17 protein-coding genes are annotated in these 18,548 nt (G+C 64.4%); 16 read left to right on the forward strand and 1 reads right to left on the reverse strand.

The genetic code is table 11. The annotated features are described in order from the left end of the window. Positions 1 to 49: 49 nt before the first annotated feature. The 16 genes from C1A13_RS05825 to C1A13_RS05900 all read left to right on the forward strand — a co-directional run bounded on the left by C1A13_RS05825 (position 50) and on the right by C1A13_RS05900 (position 16,864). Positions 50 to 1,807 carry an ABC transporter ATP-binding protein gene (locus tag C1A13_RS05825; RefSeq protein WP_101550012.1) on the forward strand — a complete coding sequence of 586 codons (1,758 nt, stop codon included), beginning with the start codon at positions 50 to 52 and terminating at the stop codon, positions 1,805 to 1,807. Between the two features lie 26 nt (positions 1,808 to 1,833). Further along, positions 1,834 to 3,186, forward strand: a complete 1,353-nt coding sequence (locus C1A13_RS05830) for an MATE family efflux transporter (protein WP_101550014.1) — start codon at positions 1,834 to 1,836, stop codon at positions 3,184 to 3,186. Positions 3,187 to 3,209: 23 nt separating this feature from the next. After that, complete coding sequence (locus tag C1A13_RS05835; protein ID WP_101550016.1) at positions 3,210 to 4,577, forward strand: MATE family efflux transporter; 1,368 nt, start codon at positions 3,210 to 3,212, stop codon at positions 4,575 to 4,577. Between the two features lie 10 nt (positions 4,578 to 4,587). After that, positions 4,588 to 4,938, forward strand: coding sequence for a DUF3221 domain-containing protein (locus tag C1A13_RS05840; RefSeq protein WP_101550018.1), 351 nt, complete (start codon positions 4,588 to 4,590; stop codon positions 4,936 to 4,938). A 412-nt stretch (positions 4,939 to 5,350) separates the two neighbouring features. Next, a complete protein-coding gene (purE, locus tag C1A13_RS05845) occupies positions 5,351 to 5,821 on the forward strand; it encodes a 5-(carboxyamino)imidazole ribonucleotide mutase (protein ID WP_373690862.1) in 471 nt (156 codons plus the stop codon). A 68-nt stretch (positions 5,822 to 5,889) separates the two neighbouring features. Beyond that, positions 5,890 to 6,600 carry a phosphoribosylaminoimidazolesuccinocarboxamide synthase gene (gene purC / locus C1A13_RS05850; RefSeq protein WP_101550022.1) on the forward strand — a complete coding sequence of 237 codons (711 nt, stop codon included), beginning with the start codon at positions 5,890 to 5,892 and terminating at the stop codon, positions 6,598 to 6,600. A gap of 24 nt (positions 6,601 to 6,624) precedes the next feature. Further along, complete coding sequence (purF, locus tag C1A13_RS05855) at positions 6,625 to 8,082, forward strand: amidophosphoribosyltransferase (protein ID WP_101553193.1); 1,458 nt, start codon at positions 6,625 to 6,627, stop codon at positions 8,080 to 8,082. Then, a complete protein-coding gene (purM, locus tag C1A13_RS05860; protein ID WP_101550024.1) occupies positions 8,079 to 9,119 on the forward strand; it encodes a phosphoribosylformylglycinamidine cyclo-ligase in 1,041 nt (346 codons plus the stop codon). Before purF ends, purM begins: the two co-directional genes overlap by 4 nt. Beyond that, positions 9,113 to 9,721 (forward strand): phosphoribosylglycinamide formyltransferase, encoded by a 609-nt coding sequence (gene purN, locus C1A13_RS05865; protein ID WP_417007719.1) that lies wholly within the window; start codon positions 9,113 to 9,115, stop codon positions 9,719 to 9,721. Before purM ends, purN begins: the two co-directional genes overlap by 7 nt. Continuing rightward, positions 9,718 to 10,416: an IMP cyclohydrolase gene (locus tag C1A13_RS05870; protein WP_101550026.1), complete on the forward strand. Its 699-nt coding sequence runs from the start codon at positions 9,718 to 9,720 to the stop codon at positions 10,414 to 10,416. Before purN ends, C1A13_RS05870 begins: the two co-directional genes overlap by 4 nt. 13 nt (positions 10,417 to 10,429) lie before the next feature. Then, entirely contained in the window at positions 10,430 to 11,605 is a 1,176-nt protein-coding gene (locus C1A13_RS05875; RefSeq protein WP_101550028.1) for a phosphoribosylaminoimidazolecarboxamide formyltransferase, read from the forward strand. Between the two features lie 42 nt (positions 11,606 to 11,647). Beyond that, positions 11,648 to 12,919 carry a phosphoribosylamine--glycine ligase gene (gene purD / locus C1A13_RS05880; RefSeq protein WP_101550030.1) on the forward strand — a complete coding sequence of 424 codons (1,272 nt, stop codon included), beginning with the start codon at positions 11,648 to 11,650 and terminating at the stop codon, positions 12,917 to 12,919. An 82-nt stretch (positions 12,920 to 13,001) separates the two neighbouring features. After that, the gene (locus tag C1A13_RS05885) at positions 13,002 to 13,403 is read left to right on the forward strand and encodes a hypothetical protein (RefSeq protein ID WP_101550032.1); all 402 of its coding nucleotides are present in this window, start codon (positions 13,002 to 13,004) and stop codon (positions 13,401 to 13,403) included. 154 nt (positions 13,404 to 13,557) lie between these two features. After that, complete coding sequence (locus C1A13_RS05890; protein ID WP_101550034.1) at positions 13,558 to 14,091, forward strand: RNA polymerase sigma factor; 534 nt, start codon at positions 13,558 to 13,560, stop codon at positions 14,089 to 14,091. A 20-nt stretch (positions 14,092 to 14,111) separates the two neighbouring features. Then, on the forward strand, positions 14,112 to 16,298 hold the full coding sequence (locus C1A13_RS05895) for a beta-propeller domain-containing protein (RefSeq protein ID WP_146021693.1): 2,187 nt from the start codon (positions 14,112 to 14,114) through the stop codon (positions 16,296 to 16,298). 134 nt (positions 16,299 to 16,432) lie between these two features. Next, positions 16,433 to 16,864, forward strand: coding sequence for a YaiI/YqxD family protein (locus C1A13_RS05900; RefSeq protein ID WP_101550037.1), 432 nt, complete (start codon positions 16,433 to 16,435; stop codon positions 16,862 to 16,864). A 65-nt stretch (positions 16,865 to 16,929) separates the two neighbouring features. On the opposite strand, the gene C1A13_RS05905 is transcribed toward C1A13_RS05900, so the two are convergent. Next, positions 16,930 to 18,444, reverse strand: coding sequence for a YjjI family glycine radical enzyme (locus C1A13_RS05905; protein WP_101550039.1), 1,515 nt, complete (start codon positions 18,442 to 18,444; stop codon positions 16,930 to 16,932). Positions 18,445 to 18,548 lie beyond the last annotated feature (104 nt).

An 18,548-nucleotide genomic window follows, 5' to 3' on the forward strand; every position in this document is an offset into this window, starting at 1 on the left:
TTGGGAGAAGATGTGTTAAGATAGACTGATGGAAAGAGAGGGGTACGGAATGAACCGGCAAATCAAAACCAGCGAGCTGCTTCGGCGGTTCGCTCCTTATTTTAAGAAATACCGCGGGGTGCTGGCGCTCGACCTCTTCTGCGCCTCGCTGACGACGGTGTGCGAGCTGGTGCTGCCGCTGATGGTGCGGTATATCACCGACCTCGGCATGAACGACCTGGCGAGCCTCACCGTTTCGCTCATCCTGAAGATCGGGCTGCTCTACCTGCTGCTGCGGGTGATCGACATGGCCGCCAACTACTACATGCAGAACATCGGCCACATCATGGGCGCGCACATCGAGACGGACATGCGCAGCGACCTGTTCGAGCATCTCCAGCGGCTCTCCTTCACCTATTTCGACAGCACCAAGATCGGCCAGCTGATGGCGCGTATCACGAGCGACCTGTTCGACGTGACCGAGTTCGCCCACCACTGCCCCGAGGAGTACTTTATCGCGGCGCTCAAGATCGTCGTGTCCTTCATCATCCTCGCGAACACCAACCTCTGGCTCACGCTGATCATCTTCGCGCTCATCCCGCTGATGGTCCTCTGCGCCACCTATTTTAACCAGCGGATGCGCCGCGCCTTCAAAAAGTCGCGCAACCAGATCGGCGAGCTCAACGCGCAGGTGGAGGACAGCCTGCTCGGCATCCGGGTGGTCAAATCGTTCGCCAACGAGCAGATCGAGCGGGAGAAGTTCCGCGAGGGCAACGAGGAATTCCTCGACATCAAGCGGGAGCAGTACCACTACATGGCGGGCTTCGGCAGCGTGACCCGCATCTTCGACGGCATCATGTACGCCGCCGTGATGATCGCGGGCGGGCTCTTCATGATCTACGGGCAGATCAACGCGGCCGACCTGATGGCCTACCTGCTCTATGTGACGACGCTGCTCACCACCATCCGCAGGATCGTCGAGTTCACCGAACAGTTCCAGCGCGGCATGACGGGCATCGAGCGGTTCCTTGAGGTGGTCGACGCGCCGGTGGACATCCACGACGCGCCCGGCGCGAAGGAGCTTCGGGACGTGGCGGGCGACATCGCCTTCGAGCATGTGGCCTTCCATTATTCGGACGACGACCACTGCGTGCTCTCGGACATCAACCTGCACGTGCGCCCGGGGGACAGCGTGGCCCTTGTCGGGCCGTCGGGCGGCGGCAAGACGACGCTTTGCAGCCTCATCCCGCGCTTTTACGACGTGACCGAGGGGCGCATCCTCGTCGACGGGCAGGATATCCGCGGTCTCACGCTCGAGTCCCTGCGCAAGAATATCGGCGTCGTGCAGCAGGAGGTCTACCTCTTCGCGGGCAGCGTCTTTGAAAACATCTCCTACGGCCGCCCGGGGGCGAGCCGCGAGGAGGTCGTCGAGGCGGCGAAGCTCGCGGGCGCGCACGACTTCATCATGGAGTTCCCCGACGGGTACGACACCTACGTGGGGGAGCGCGGGGTGCGCCTCTCGGGCGGGCAGAAGCAGCGGATCAGCATCGCGCGGGTCTTCCTCAAGAACCCGCCCATCCTCATCCTCGACGAGGCGACCTCCGCGCTCGACAACGAGAGCGAACGGATCGTCCAGCAGTCGCTTGAGACGCTTGCGAAGGGGCGGACCACCTTTACGATCGCCCACCGCCTGACGACCATCCGCGGCGCGCAGCTCATCCTCGTGCTGACCGAGGAGGGGATCGCCGAGCAGGGCACCCACGCCGAGCTGATGGCGAAGGGCGGGCTCTACCACCGCCTCTACAGCATGTACACCGAGATGGAATAGGCTTTTGGCGCGGAAGGACCGATGAAATGGTAAGGGATATGACGGCCGGCAGCCCGTCGAAGATCCTTGTGACCTTCGCGCTGCCCATGATCCTCGGCAACGTCTTTCAGCAGCTCTACAACATCGTGGACTCGGTGGTGGTGGGGAACTTCGTGGGCTCCGACGCGCTCGCGGCGGTCGGGGCCTCCTATCCGGTCACCTTCCTGTTCATCGCGGTCGCCACCGGCGCCTCGATCGGCTGCTCGGTGGTGATCTCGCAGTTTTACGGCGCCAAGCGGATCACCGAGATGAAATCGTCGGTCTTTACCGCGCTCACCTCGATGATGACGCTGAGCGCCCTGCTTTTGCTCGCCGGGCTGCTGCTCGCGCGCCCGCTACTTTTGCTCATGCGCACGCCGGGCAACATCTTTTCCGACGCGGACGCCTACCTGCGCATCTATGTGGCGGCGGTGCCCTTCCTATTTCTCTACAACACCTCGACGGCCGCCTTCAACGCCCTCGGGGACAGCCGCACCCCCCTCTGGCTGCTGATGCTCTCGTCGGTGACCAACATCTTCCTCGACCTGCTCTTCGTCATTCGGTTCGGGATGGGGGTGCCGGGCGTGGCGTGGGCGACCCTCATCGCGCAGGCGCTCGCCTCCCTGCTGGCGTTTTTTGTGCTGCTGCGCCGCCTCAGGCGGATGCCGTGCGAGGGGAAGCCCCACGTCTTTGAATGCGAGCGCCTCCGGCACATCTGCCGGGTGGCGGTGCCGTCGATCGTCCAGCAGTCGATCGTCTCGTTCGGCGCGCTCTTCGTGCAGGCGCTCGTCAACGGCTACGGCTCCGACGTGATCGCGGGCTACACCGCCGCGACCAAGATCGACAGCATCGCGATCATGCCGATGCTCAACGTCGGCAACGCCGTCTCCTCCTTCACCGCGCAGAACATCGGTGCGGCGAAGCCCGGGCGGGTGGGGAAGGGTCTGCGCGCGGCGGTCGTGATGTCGGCGGTCATCGGTGGCGCGACCACCGCCGTGCTGTGGGGGTTCGGCCCGCAGTTCGTCGGGCTCTTCGTCGATTCCTCCGCCAACGCCGCAGTGATCGCGGCGGGCGTCGAATACCTCACCGTCGTCTCCCTCTTCTACGCGGTAATGGGGATCATGTGCGATTTCAACGGCGTGCTGCGCGGCGCGGGGGACATGAAGGTGTTCATGATCGGGACGCTGGGCAATTTTTCGGCGCGCGTCGTCCTCGCCTACACGCTCGCGGCGTTTATCGGGGAGGCCGCCGTCTGGTGGTCGATCCCGATGGGCTGGACAATCGGCCTCGTCATCGCGGCCGCCCGGTTCTTTTCGGGCGGCTGGAAAACGAAATCCATCATTGAGGACGCGCCCCACTGAAGGCGCGCCCGGACAGGAGCTCTATGCCAGCACAATCGCTTGCCGGAAAGGCGCGGCGCGCCGAGGTCCGGTCGGAATATTTCCGCTACCTCGTCCCGACGATCATCGGGCAGGTGGCGCATTGCTGCTACTGCCTGGCCGACGTCTTTTTCGTCGGCATGGCGGTGGGGGAAAACGGGCTCGCGGCGCTTAACGTCGCGCTGCCCATCTTTACCGTCTACACCACCTTTTCCATCCTGATCGGCGTCGGCGCGGCGACCACGATTTCGGTCTGCCGCGGCGAGGGGGACCCCGAAAGCGGCGACCGCGTCTTTACGATGGCGGTCGTTTCGGTGCTTGCGGCCGGCGCGCTGCTCTCCGTCTTCGGGACGCTCTTCCTGCGGCAGATCGCCTGCCTCTTCGGCGCGACCGACCTGATCGTCGGGAACGTTGTCGCCTACCTGTCTCCGATCAGTCCCCTCTGCTTCGTCTATATGCTTTCGAGCGCGATGTGCGTCATCGTGCGCAGCGACGGCAATCCCCGGCTCGTGATGGTCGCGGGAGCGGCGGGCAACGCCGCCAACATCCTGCTCGACTATCTCTTCGTGATCCCGCTGGGGATGGGGACGTTCGGCGCGGGGCTTGCGACAATCATCGGCCCCTTCATCACCTGCGGGCTGCTGAGCCTGCACTTTGTCACCCGCCGTAACGAGGTGCGCTTCACCCGGCGGTTCTTCTCTCCCCGCCTCTGGTGGCGGATGGTCAAAAACGGCGCGGGCTCGGGGGTGCTTGAGACCTCGGCGGGCTTCGTCATTCTCATGTTCAACATCGTGCTCATCCGGGTGGGCGGGGAGACGGCGGTCGCGGTCTTCTCGATCATCTCCAACATCGGCTATGTGGGCAAGGGCATCTTCAACGGCATGGCGCAGGCCGCCCAGCCGATCATCTCGATCAGCTACGGCTCGGGCTGGTACGGGAGGATGAAGGCGGTCGACCGGGTCGCGGCGGCCACGGCGGTGCTCTTTTCGCTCGCGGTCTACGGGGTCATCCTGCTCTTCCCGGGGCAGATCATCGGGCTTTTCATCTCGACCGACGCGCGGGTGCTCGCCATCGGCGTGCCCGCCGTGATGCTCTACTTCCTCTCGCTGCCCTTCACCGGCGCGAACACGATCCTCATGTACTATTTCCAGTCGATCGAGCAGTCGCTCTGCACGACGGCCGTCGCCCTGCTGCGCGGCATCGTGCTCGTCTACCTGGCGCTGCGGGCCTTCTCCGCGCTGTGGGGGCTCAGCGGCGTGTGGCTCGCGCTTTTCGCGGCGGAGGCGCTCACCTTCGCGATCTTCTTCCCCGTCAAGCTGCGCCTCAACCGCGGGTTCCGGGAGACGGACGACGGCCCGAAGCAATCTCTGTGAGGTGGATGATATGAAAAAGCTGGTTTTTTGCCTGTGCGTTTTCCTCCTGCTGTCCGGCTGCGCCCGGCCGATGAGCATGGACACCGTCGGGAAGGAGCCGAATTTTGCCGGGGTCGTCGAAGAGGCGCGCGAGGGGAGCATCCTCGTCCGCGTCAACGAGGACGAGGAGGTCTGCCGTACCAGCGATCTCGTCAGCGTCTCGCTGGACGCGGCGCTGGGGGACAGCATGACGCACTTCAGCGTGGGGGACGCGGTGCGCGTCTACTACGACGGGACGATCGCCGAGAGCTACCCGGCGCAGGTCGACACGGTGTACGCGATCATTCTGGTGAAGCCCCCGGAGGACGGGCAGGCCCGGTGATTGCGGCCGTCCGCGGGCGGGTGGAAAAACCGCTGGCAGAAAGAGTATGACATGTCGTGCAATTCGACAAAAAGAATCCTGCAAGATCGTACATTTTAAATCAACCCTCCAATCTTTCAAAACGGTGCATTTTCCAATTGAAAATGCCGGCGGAATCCTGTAAACTGGAAGTGTATTTTGATTGCGGAGGTGGCGGAAATGGCTCTTCTGATGGGCGAATGCGGATCATCAAGGGAGAGCTGCATCCGGCTGGCAGGCGGCCTTTTGGGGCGTGCGGCGGGCGGGTCCGCCATGCCTTCGCGGAAGTAGTGCAGGTTGCGAGCGATCGCAGCCTGTTTTTCATTTGCAGAAAACAAAATCGGAAATGGAAAGGGAAGTGTCGAAATTGGCGGACAAAAAAGTAGCGGTCATTATGGGCAGCGACAGCGACCTGCCGGTCGTCAAGGGCGCGATCGATACCCTCAAGGGGTTTGGCATCGGCGTGGAGGTCCACGTCATGAGCGCGCACCGGACCCCCGCGCTCGCGTGCGAGTTCGCGGCGTCGGCGCGCGACCACGGCTTTGCCGCGATCATCGCGGCGGCGGGCAAGGCGGCGCACCTGGCGGGCGTGCTGGCGGCGCACACGACGCTGCCGGTCATCGGCATCCCGGTCAAATCCTCCACCCTCGACGGTCTGGACGCCCTGCTCGCGACGGTGCAGATGCCCTCCGGCATCCCGGTGGCGACGGTGGCGATCGACGGCGCGCAGAACGCGGCGATCCTCGCGGCGCAGATCATCGGCGTGACCGACGCGGAGGTCGCGTACAAGCTGTCGCTCAGGAAGGAAGAGATGAAGCAGGGCGTCATCGAGAAGGACCGCAAGCTCCAGGAGCAGCTCGGCTGATCTCTCCGCCAAAATGCGCACGATCATCGGAAGATTCAAATACTTCAGGACTTTAGGAGGAAACAGAAATGGAAAAAAGGGAACAGCTCTACGAGGGAAAAGCCAAGAAGGTCTTTGCGACCGACGACCCGAACGCCTACATCGTCTCCTATAAGGACGACGCGACCGCCTTCAACGGCCAGAAGAAGGGCACCATCGCCGAAAAGGGCATCATCAACAATAAGGTCTCCAACCACCTGATGAAGATGCTCGAGGAGAACGGCATCCCCACCCACCTGATTGAGGAGCTCTCCGACCGCGAGACCCTCGTTAAAAAGGTCACGATCGTCCCGCTCGAGGTCATCGTCCGCAACATCGCGGCCGGCTCCCTCTCCAAGCGGCTCGGCCTGCCCGAGGGCAAGAAGCTCGCCAAGACGGTGCTCGAGTACAGCTACAAGGACGACGAGCTCGGCGACCCGATGATCAACGACTACCATGTGTTCGCGATGGAGCTGGCCACCCCCGAGGAGCTCAAGACGATCGCCGGCTACGCCTTCAAAATCAACGACCTGCTCGCCGCCTACCTCAAGGATCTCGGCATCGAGCTCATCGACTTCAAGCTCGAATTCGGCAAGACCCCCGACGGCCGGATCATCCTCGCCGACGAAATTTCTCCCGACACCTGCCGCTTCTGGGACAGCAAGACGGGCGAAAAGCTCGACAAGGACCGTTTCCGCCGCGACATGGGCGGCGTCGAAGGGGCGTACCACGAAGTGATGCGCCGCCTGCTCGGCGAATAAATGAGAGAGATCCACGAATTTCCGATGGAGGGAATCGATTTGTACAGCGAACTGCATGAGGAGTGCGGCGTTTTCGGCATCTACGAAAACAGCCGCACCGACGTGGCGACCAGCGCCTATTTCGCGCTTTACGCGCTCCAGCACCGCGGCCAGGAGAGCTGCGGTATCGCGGTGAATGACGACGGCGTCATCAACTGCCACAAAAACGTGGGCCTTGTGCCCGACGTCTTCAACCGGGACGTGCTCGAAAGCCTCGGGCAGGGCAATATGGCGGTGGGCCACTGCCGCTATTCGACGACGGGCAACGGCAGCGTCGTCAACGCCCAGCCGCTCGTCGTGCGCCACTGCAAGGGCACGATGGCGCTCGCCCACAACGGCAACCTCGTCAACGCCCCCGACCTGCGCCGCCAGCTCGAAATGAACGGCGCGATCTTCCACACGACCAACGACAGCGAGGTCATCAGCTATATCATCACCCGCGAGCGGCTGCTCTCCCCGAGCATCGAGGAGGCGGTCGCCAAGGCGATGTACACGCTCAAGGGGGCCTATTCGCTCATCGTCATGTCCCCCAAAAAGCTGATCGCCGCCCGCGACCCCAACGGCTTCCGGCCGCTGTGCGTCGGCAAAACGGAGAACGGCTATGCCTTCGCCTCTGAGAGCTGCGCCTTCGACAGCATCGGCGCGCAGTTTTTGCGGGATGTCGAGCCGGGCGAGATCGTGGTCGCCGAGGACGGGGAGCTTAAGAGCATCCGCACCCACTGCGGCGGCAGGAGCAGCTTCTGCGTCTTTGAATACGTCTACTTCGCGCGCCCCGACTCGGTGGTCGAGGGGGTGAGCGTCCACGAGGCGCGCCAGCGCGCCGGGCGGATCCTCTACCGCGAGCACCCGATCGAGGCGGACGTCGTCATCGGCGTGCCCGATTCGGGCCTCGACGCGGCGCTCGGCTATTCGCGCGAATCGGGCATCCCCTACGGCGTCGGCTTCATCAAGAACCGCTACGTCGGGCGCACCTTCATCCAGCCCACCCAGGGCCAGCGGGAAAACGCGGTGCGCATCAAGCTCAACGTCATCGCCGAGACGGTGAAGGACAAGCGGGTCGTGCTGATCGACGATTCGATCGTGCGCGGGACCACCTGCGGGCGGATCGTCAAGCTGCTGCGGGAGGCGGGCGCCAAGGAGGTGCACTTCGCCGTTTCCGCGCCGCCCTTCCGGAATCCCTGCTTCTTCGGTACCGACATCGACAGCCGCGACAAGCTGATCGCCTGCAGGATGACGATCCCCGAGATTGCAAAGACGATCGGCGTCGACTCCCTCCACTACCTGAGCGTCGAGGGGGTCCAGCAGATCGCCCGCGGGGCGCACTGCGGCTTCTGCGTCGGCTGCTTCACGGGTGAATATCCGATCAAGGTGCCCGACGAGACCCCTAAGGACAAGTTTGAACACAAGATCAGCGAGAAGGCCAAGCGGAGGGAACAGGCATGAACAACAGCTATTCCGAGAGCTATAAGGCGGCGGGCGTCGACGTCACCGCCGGATACAGGGCGGTCGAACTGATGAAGTCGCATGTGGCGCGCACGATGACGGGCGGCGTGCTCGGCGGTCTCGGCGGGTTCGGCGGCCTCTTCGAGCTCGATTTGGCGGGCATGCCCAACCCGGTGCTCTGCGCGGGCACCGACGGGGTCGGCACCAAGCTGAAGCTCGCCTTTCTGATGGACAGGCACGACACCGTCGGCATCGACTGCGTGGCGATGTGCGTCAACGACATCATCTGCTGCGGCGCGAAGCCGCTCGTCTTTCTCGATTACATCGCCTGCGGCAAAAACGTCCCCGAAAAGATCGCGCAGATCGTTTCGGGCGTCGCGGAGGGCTGCGTACAGGCGGGCTGCGCGCTCACAGGCGGCGAGACCGCCGAGATGCCCGGCTTCTACCCCGAGGACGAGTACGATCTCGCGGGCTTCGCGGTGGGCGCGGTGGACAAGTCCAAAATCCTTGACAACACCACCGTCGCGGCGGGGGACGCGCTCGTCGGCATCAAGTCGAACGGCGTGCACTCCAACGGCTTCTCCCTCGTGCGCAAGGTCTTCGACGTGGAGGCCCCCGGCGTGCTCGACCGCTACTACGACGAGCTGGGCGCGACGCTCGGCGAGGCGCTGCTCGCGCCCACCCGCATCTACGTCAAGCCGGTGCTCGCCGTGATGGACGAGCTCGCCGTCAAGTCGGTCGCCCACATCACGGGCGGCGGCTTCTACGAAAACATCCCGCGCGCCCTACCCGAGGGCAAGCGCGCCCTCATCAGCAAGCGGCTCGCGACGCCCCTGCCCCTCTTCGACATGATCCAGCGGATCGGCGGGATTTCCGAGCACGACATGTACAACACCTTCAACATGGGCACCGGCATGGTGCTCGTGGTCGATAAGGACGACGCGCAGCGCGCGGTCGAGATCCTCAACGACCACGGCGAGCGCGCCAGGGTAATCGGCTACGTCGACGACGGCGAGCGGGGGGTCGAGCTATGCTGAAACGGGTCGTGGTGCTCGTTTCGGGCGGCGGGACCAATTTGCAGGCGCTCATCGACGCGAAGGCGCGCGGAGAGCTGCCGAGCGCCGAGCTCGCCGGGGTCGTCTCCTCAAAGGAGGGGGCCTTCGCGCTCGAGCGCGCCAAAAAGGCGGGCATCCCCACCGAGGTGGTCCCGCGGAAGGCCTACGCCTCCCGTGCCGATTACGACGAGGCGATCATCGCCGCGCTCGAGCGGTTCGAGGCGGACTACGTCGTGCTGGCGGGCTTTCTCTACGTGCTGGGGGATAAGGTCGTCGAAAATTACGACCGCAGGATCATCAATGTGCATCCGGCGCTCATCCCCTCCTTCTGCGGGGACGGGATGTACGGCCTGCATGTGCACGAGGCGGCGCTCGCCTACGGCGTGAAGGTCACCGGCGCGACGGTGCATTTCGTCAACGAGGTGACCGACGGCGGGCAGATCATTTTGCAGAAGGCGGTCGACGTCCTGCCGGGCGACACCCCCGAACGGTTACAGAGGCGCGTCATGGAGCAGGCCGAATGGGTGCTGCTCCCGAAGGCGCTGGAATTGGTATGCAGCGGACAATTGGAGGGAATGGAATGAAACAGGACATCGCAAAGCTGCTCAGAGAGAACGCCTACCCGGGCCGCGGCATCCTGCTCGGGCGCAGCGCGGACGGGAAACACGCCGTCGCCGCCTATTTCATCATGGGGCGCAGCGAGAACAGCCGCAACCGGATTTTCGTCACTGACGGGGAGGGTATCCGCACCGAGGCGTTCGACCCGGCCAAGCTCTCCGACCCGTCGCTCATCATCTATTCGCCGGTCCGGGTGATCGGCGACACGACGATCGTCACCAACGGCGACCAGACCGACACGATCTATGACTTTCTCCAGAGGGGCGGTTCCTTCGCGGACGCCCTGCGCACCCGCACCTTTGAGCCGGACGCCCCCAACTACACCCCGCGCGTGTCGGGGCTGCTGCACGGCTTCGACTACCGCCTCTCGATCCTGAAGAGCGCGGACGGCGACCCCTCGTCGGTGCGCCGCTACTTCTTCCAGTATTGGGACCCGCGCCCGGGCGAGGGGCACTTCATCCACACCTACCGCTGCGACGGCGACCCGATCCCCTCGTTTGAGGGGGAGCCGGAGGAGGTGGCGGTCGAAGGGGATATCGACGTCTTCACCGGCACGCTCTGGGAGAATCTCAACGACGCGAACAAGGTCTCCCTCTTCGTCCGCTACATCGACGTGGCGGCGGGCACCTGCGAGACGCGCATCGTCAACAAAAACCACTGAGGAGGACGGCGGCATGGCAAAGGAACTGGAACTGAAATACGGCTGCAACCCCAACCAGAAACCCGCGCGCATCTTTATGAAGGAGGGCGAGCTGCCGGTCGAGGTCCTGAACGGCAAGCCCGGCTTCATCAACTTCCTCGACGCGTTCAACTCCTGGCAGCTCGTGCGGGAGCTGAAAGCCGCGACGGGGCTTCCCAGCGCGGCGTCCTTTAAGCATGTGAGCCCCGCCGGGGCGGCGGTCGGCCTGCCCCTGAGCGAGGTGGAAAAGAAGATCTACTTTGTGGACGACCTCGAGCTCAGCCCGATCGCGAGCGCTTACGCGCGCGCGCGCGGCGCCGACCGCATGTCCTCCTACGGCGACTGGGTCGCGCTCTCCGACGCCTGCGACGTGCAGACCGCCAAGCTGCTCGCGCGCGAGGTGTCCGACGGCGTCATCGCGCCCGGCTATACCGACGAGGCGCTCGAAGTGCTGAAGACCAAGCGCAAGGGCGGCTACAACGTCGTCAAAATCGACCCGGCCTACATCCCCGCGCCGGTCGAGCACAAGGACGTCTTCGGGATCACCTTTGAGCAGGGGCGCAACGAGCTCAAGATCGACAACGCCCTTCTCGAGAACGTCGTCACCGACTGCAAAACCCTGCCCGACGACGCGAAGCGCGACCTTGTGATCGCGCTGATCGCTCTCAAATACACCCAGTCCAATTCGGTCTGCTACGCCAGGGGCGGCCAGTGCATCGGCATCGGCGCGGGCCAGCAGAGCCGCATCCACTGCACCCGCCTGGCGGGCAACAAGGCGGACATCTGGTGGCTGCGCCAGCATGAAAAGGTGCTGAACCTGCCCTTTAGGGCAGACATCCGCCGCCCCGACCGGGACAACACGATCGACGTGTACATCTCGGACGACTGGATGGACGTGCTGGCGGAGGGGACGTGGCAGCAGTTCTTCACCGAGCGCCCCGTCCCGCTGACGCGGGAGGAGAAGCGCGAGTGGCTCGACAGGCTCGACGGCGTTTCGCTCGGGTCGGACGCGTTCTTTCCGTTCGGCGACAACATCGAGCGCGCCCACCGTTCGGGCGTGCGCTACATCGCGCAGCCGGGCGGCTCGATCCGCGACGACAACGTGATCGAGACCTGCAATAAATATGGCATCGCCATGGCCTTCACCGGCATCCGGCTTTTCCACCACTAAGGCGCGCCGGAACTGAGATCACAACAACAGGAGGACGGCCTCATGAAGATTCTGGTAGTCGGCGGAGGCGGGCGCGAACACGCGATCATCCGCAAGCTCCGCGAGAACCCCGAGGCGGAAACCATCTACTGCGCGCCCGGCAACGGCGGCATCGCCGCCGACGCGGAGTGCGTCCCCATCAAGGCGACCGACCTCGACGGGATGGTCGCGTTCGCGAAGGAGCACGCGGTCGATTTGGCGGTCGTCGCGCCCGACGACCCGCTCGCGCTCGGCATGGTCGACGCGATGAACGCCGCGGGCGTCCGCACCTTCGGACCCAACAAGGCCGCCGCCCGCATCGAGGGCAGCAAGGTCTTCGCCAAAAACCTCATGGAGAAATACGGCATCCCGACCGCGAAATACCGCACCTTTGACAGCGCCTCCGAGGCCGTCGCCTACATCGAGACGCAGAACGCCTTCCCGACCGTCGTCAAGGCGGATGGGCTGGCGCTCGGCAAAGGGGTCGTCATCGCGCGGGACCTCGCCGAGGCGAAGGACGCGGTCCGCTCGATCATGGAGGACAAGCTCTTCGGCGCGTCGGGCAACCGCATCGTCGTCGAGGAATTTTTGACCGGGCCCGAGGTGAGCGTGCTCTCCTTCTGCGACGGGGAAACGGTGGCGCCCATGATCTCGTCGATGGATCATAAGCGCGCCTTCGACGGGGACGAGGGCCCCAACACGGGCGGCATGGGCACCGTCGCGCCCAACGCCTGCTACACCCCGGAGATCGCCGCGGAGTGCATGGAGCGTATCTTCAAGCCCACCCTCGCGGCGATGCGGGCGGAGGGCTGCCCCTTCTCCGGATGCCTCTATTTCGGGCTCATGCTCACGCCGGACGGCCCGAAGGTGATCGAGTACAACTGCCGGTTCGGCGACCCCGAGACGCAGGTGGTGCTGCCGCTCCTCAAAACCGACCTGCTGGAGATCATGCTGGCGATCGACGAGCGCCGGCTCGGGGAGCTTCCGGTGGAATTTTCCGACGAAAGCGCCGCCTGCGTCGTGCTCGCGAGCGGCGGCTACCCGCTCAAGTACCAAACCGGCCTTCCCATCGAAGGGCTCGGCGCTGACGGGCAGGTCCCGGGCGCGACCGTCTACCACGCGGGCACCCGCCTTGAGGACGGCGTCTATAAGACGGCGGGCGGCCGCGTGCTGGGGGTCACCTGCACCGCCCCGACGGCCGGGGAGGCGCTCCGAAACGCCTACCGCGCGGCGGAGGGCATCCGGTTCGAGGGCGTGCATTTCCGCCGGGACATCGGCGCGCGCAACCACAGATAACAAAAAAAGGAAGGCCGCGCGCGGCCTTCCTTTTTTGGCGCGCGCCCGCCCGCCCGCATAGACTGTAGGGGAGGTGGTGCGCATGGCGACAGGTTCGGAGGGCGTGGTCGGGGCCGCGGGGATCGAAGGGGTGTTCGTTTCGGACGCGCAGGTCAACCGCGCCGCGCGGGCGGCCGCGGAAGCCGCGGGGCAGGCCTCCTCCACGGGGGCGGCGGGCCCCTTCTCCGCGGCTTCGGGGGCGGCGGACCCAACGGGTCCCACCGGTTCCACGGGCTCCACAGGCTCCACGCGGCCCACCGGGCCGCAGGCCCAGAGCGGCCAAGGCGCGCAGTTCGTCTACGCGGCGGCGACCGTTGCGAACGTACTCTGCGACAACCTGACGCAGACGCAGATCAACCTGCTGGCGAACTTCCTGTCGGTGGTGACCACCTGCGTCTACGCCATCCTGACGGTGGAGAACCCGACCGACGTGCTCGAAGCGTGACGAAAGTTGCACTTTTCCGCGATGCTTGCTATAATGTGTGCATTGGCTTTGCCGACGCACACATTCTTTTTTGGATTCTTTCCAAATCATGTGCAGTAAATTGCAGCTTTCCCTTCACTATATCAGTGAACCGTTTGCAAGAAAATGGTGGTAAATGAAGATGGTTGTTGACGTTACGGCGGTGCGTGAGGCCCGCCTCGGAGACAAGGATAGTTTCGCAAGGGTTTATCAGCAGATCGCTGATGACCTTTATCGTGTTGCGCTCTATTCGCTGGGCAACGCCCATGACGCGCAGGACGTGGTAAGCGAAACCTTCATCGAGGCGTTCAAGGGCATCAAGAACCTGCGGGACGACAACAGCTTCCGGCCATGGATCATGCGGATCCTTTCGATCCGCTGCAAGCGGAAGATCGGGCAGTATATTTCGGGGCGCAACGAGCTGGATATCGACGATTTCCTCGACCTCACCGAGGAAGGGGAGGGCGTGGAGGAGCACTCCACCCAAAAGCTCGCGCTCGTATCCGCGCTGGAAACCCTCACGCCGCAGGAGCGCCAGATCATCGCGCTGGCGGTGGTGCAGGGCTACACGGTGCGCGAGACTGCCGAGATCCTGGGGGCGCCGCAGGGCACCGTGAGCTCCAAGCTGCACCGGACGCTCAAAAAACTGCGCGCCCAGCTGGAAAAATAACCCGAAAGGAGTGAATGTGCGTGAAGCCCGACAGACAGGAAGAGTTGCAGGAATCGTTGGATTTTCTGCGCGGCAGGTTCGAGGAACTGAATCGTGACATCAAGCTGCCACATTCACTCGACGCGGAGGTGCTGCGCGCGCGGCTGGAGGAGATCGAGGAGGTCCCGGAGGAGAGATCCGGGAAGGTCATCCGGTGGCGCGCGATCGCGAGCGTCGCGGCCTGCTTTGTGGTGGTGCTCGGCGCGGTATGGTTTTTGAATTCAGGCGCGGCGAAATCCGCCGACCTGCTTAACGGCCCCGCTTTGGCGGAGGCGGAAACGGCGGAGATGCCGGAGACGGCGGCCGATATGGCCGCGGCCCCGGCGGACGCGCCGGCTGAGGCGGCCATGCCGATGCTGGCGTCCGCGGCTTCCGGCGGCGCGGAAGCGGCCTATTACGCGGCGGACTACACCGAGGTCCGCGACACGATCTACCGGCTGGCAGGGGACCGGATGCTCAAGGGCAGCTTCAGCGGAGACCTGTACCTTGCGGACGGGGCGGCACCGGAGGCGGGCGCGGTGGGAGACGCGGCCCCCGCCGCGGATGCCGGCGGGATGATCCGCAGCGCGCCCGCCGCGTTCTCCGGCACCAACGTGCAGGAGGCGGGGGTCGACGAGGCGGACATCGTCAAGACGGACGGGAAATACCTCTACAGCTACGTCTATCAGAATACGACGAGCCAATCCCCGGCGATTTTCATCGCGGATGCGCAGGAGATGACCCTGACCGCGACGATCGAGGTCGATCCCGCGATCGATGAATTCTATCTCGACGGCGACAGGCTGGTCACCGTCGGTTACAGCGCGGACGAACTCCCGGCACCGAAACAGACGGTGGTCGAGGCGACGGACGACAGCCTTGTCGACAGGTCCGCCGCATCGGGCGACGCGGCTTCATGGAACGGCGGGAGCTGGGACGGCGGAGTGGAGATGACGGTCTACGACATTTCCGACCCGGCCGAACCGCAGGAGGTGCGCACCTTCCGGCAGGACGGCAATTACGTCTCCTCCCGCCTGATGGACGGGACCCTCTATCTCGTCAGCCGGAAATATGTCTACGCGGACCTCACCGATAAGCGCACCCCTTTGAGCGACATCGTACCGGTCTGCTTCGAGAGCGGCGCCGCCGAACCCCGGCTTCTGCCCGCGGACAAGATCGCGATCGCGCCGGATTGCAGCTCCGCAGATTACGCGGTGGTTTCCGCCGTCAATGTGCGGACGGGGAAATCGGACACCCGCGCGGTGCTCGGCGGGGGAGACGGCGTCTACATGTCGACCGACAACCTCTATGTCTATTATGACTCCTGGCGCGGGTCCGTCTCCGATTCGGAGAGCTACCGCCGAACCGGGATCGTCAAGTTCTCCGCCGGCGGCAAGCTGGACCTCATGGGGACCGCGTGGATCGACGGATACGTCGACGGGCAGTTCGCGTTCAGCGAGCTCGACGGCAACCTGCGGGTGGCTGCCACGGCGGAATATCCCGTGAAGGGCGTAAGCAACAACCTCTATGTGCTCGACAGCGGCATGCGGCAGATCGGCCGCCTCGAGGGGCTCGCGCCGGGCGAGCGCATCTATTCGGTACGCTACCTCGGCGAGATGGCCTACGTCGTAACCTTCCGGGAGACCGACCCGCTCTTCGCGATCGACCTTTCGGACCCGCGCGCGCCCAAGGTGCTCGGGCAGCTCAAGATCCCCGGATTTTCGGAGTACCTGCACCCGCTGGACGACGGGCTCCTGCTCGGCATCGGGCAGAGCGTCGACGAGCGCGGCACGGCGAACGGCGTCAAGCTCTCGATGTTCGACGTCTCCGACCCGCTCAACCCGAAGGAACTCTATGTCTACAACTTCGGGGGCGAGGGCGTCTGGGCGGAGGCGCTGTCCAACCACAAGGCCGTCCTCTTTGACGAGGAACGCTCCCTCTTCGGGTTTGCGGTGGATACGGGCTTCGGACGGATCGTCAGCCGCTACTACGTGTTCAGCTACGGGAAGGACGCGGACGGCTTCACCCTCAAGGCGAAGATCAGCCACGACGATTTCGGGCCCAACGCATTTTCCGGGGTGAACCGGGGACTCTACATCGGGAACACCCTCTATACCTTCTCGCCCGACTGGATCGTGAGCTACGACCTCGACAGCTTTACGCGCAAGGAAATCCTGCGGCTCAAATAACATCCCAAAGCAGCCGCCGCCGGCGGCTGTTTTGGGGTTTCCGCCGGGGCAAGCTCCGGCCGCGCGGGAACGATGAGAAAGAGACGGCAGGGGGACGGCGAATGCCGGTCCCCTGCCTTTGGGAGGACCGTGAAATGCGGATTCTGGTGGACGCCGACGCCTGCCCGGTCAAGGAGCAGATCGTGCGGCTTGCGAAAAAGCGGGGGATCGCCGTCGTCATGGTGATCGACAATACCCATGTCCTGAGCGACGGCTACAGCACCGTGATCACGGTGGATAAGGCGCGGGACAGCGCGGACATCAAGCTCGCGAACCTCATGGAGCGCGGGGACGTCGTCGTGACGCAGGATTTTGGCGTGGCGGCGATGGCGCTGGGCAAGGGCGCGCGCGCCCTCAACCAGAACGGGATGGTGTACGATTCGGGCAATATGGACCGGCTGCTCTTTGAACGGCACCTGGGGCAGAAGGTGCGCCGGGCGGGGGGCAGGACGGGCACGATCAAAAAGCGCACAGCCGCGGACGACGAAGCGTTTTTCCACGCGCTGGAGACCCTGCTGGACGAATAGAGTCAAAAGACGCCCGCGAGACGCGGGCGTCTTTTATTTCCCGGGAATCCTGCCGTGGGCCGCTTTTAGACGCTGCGCACCATCCGTTCGTAGGTGCCGCGTTCCTCGATCGTTTCCCTGGAGGCGGCGACCGCGCCGTTGGCGACCGGCGCGCCCTTTTGCAGGGCTTCGAAGTCGGAGCGTTTGATGAGGTAGCCGGTCACGCGGATCACGTCGCTCTCCGACTCGTAGGTGGAGATATACTGCATGCCGACCCGGAAGGCCCCCTTGAAGACGTCGAGCACGGCGGCGGGGTTTTGGAGCGCGGTCCGGTCGAAGGGGAAGATGTCGCCGATCCCCGACGGGAAGAAGCGGTGGAACATCCCCGCCTGCCGCAGGTGGTCGTAGAGGGGGATTTCGCTGCCGATCGCGAGGCGCACGCCGGGGGTGACGCCGTTGTCGCCGACGGCGCCGACCTGCGCGTGCAGCAGGAAGCGGTGCCCGTTGATCTCGCAGTATTTGCTCTGGAAGGCGTTCACCTGCCGTTCGATCGCCTCGACGATCCGCAGGCCGAGCCGGTTGGCCTCCTCGTCCGGACCGTAGCGGCCCGGCCTGCCGCAGAGGTCCATCAGGGTGTTGACGCACTCGTTCATGCCGACCAGCCCGAACAGCCCGACGAAGCGTTCCCGCTCCAGGAACCCCTCCTTGACAAGAAAATTCGTCCGGAAGAAGGGGATCTCCTCGGCGATAAAGCGGATTTTCGCCTCCATGAACCGGCAGGCGGCGTCCACTGCCTCGGGCAGGCGCACGGAAAAGAATTCGTCGAGGCTGCGGCACCGTTCGGCGATCCGGCAGAGCCGCATGCGCGAGAGGGAGTAGGCCCCGCCGCCGACATAGAGGCCGTTGTAGCAGCTTGCGATTCCATACCGTTCCCCGATGCGGGAACGGTAATAGGGGTCATGGGCAAACGCGGGGTTCGCGCACTTCAGCGCGCTGGAGACGCATTTGACCGCGAATTCGTCGGGCGTGACCGCGGGGTCGTAGAGCAGCGTGAGATTGGGGACGGCGTTTTGCAGCTCGGGAAGCAGCTCAACGACCAGCTCCCCCGTGACGGTGGCTTCGGGGCCGATGTTGGCGTGGCAGAAGCTGTCGCTCACCGTCCGGTCGAGCGCCGTCAAAAAGAGGCGCAGCATGCCGCGCGCCTCATCGCGCGGGACCTCCCGGACGAACGGCTCGAGCATCCGGTCGATCCGCCCGATGTATACGGGATAATGGGTCACCGACGGGACATGGGAATAGAAGATCATCAGCGAGGCGAGCGCCTCCGCCAGCGTTCCGGGCGGCGGGAGGCGGAGGAACGCGCAGCCCCGCTCCATAAACCGTTCGTAGTCGGGGAGGATGTAGCGGGGGCAGAGGGGGGCGTGCCCGTCGTTGTGGTCGCAGAGAATCTCCTCCTCCACGAGCCGCTGGAAGTTGTCCGGCACGCCCGCCGGGTAGCCGCAGAGGTTTTCCGCGAACTCCGCCAGGGAAAAAACCGTCTGCATGTGCGTCTTGGTGGGGTCCTTGATGATCTCCAGGACCTGCCGCTGGATCGATTCCATTGGATCGCCGCCTTTCCGGTGATTGTTCTGTTTCCATCATAGGCCGGCGGTCCGGCAAAGAAAATGACAATTGACATCTTATCAAAAGTGTTTTATGCTGGTGA

The organism is Anaerotruncus massiliensis (ex Togo et al. 2026), from assembly GCF_900199635.1.
Classification (GTDB): Bacteria; Bacillota; Clostridia; order Oscillospirales; family Ruminococcaceae; genus Anaerotruncus; species Anaerotruncus massiliensis.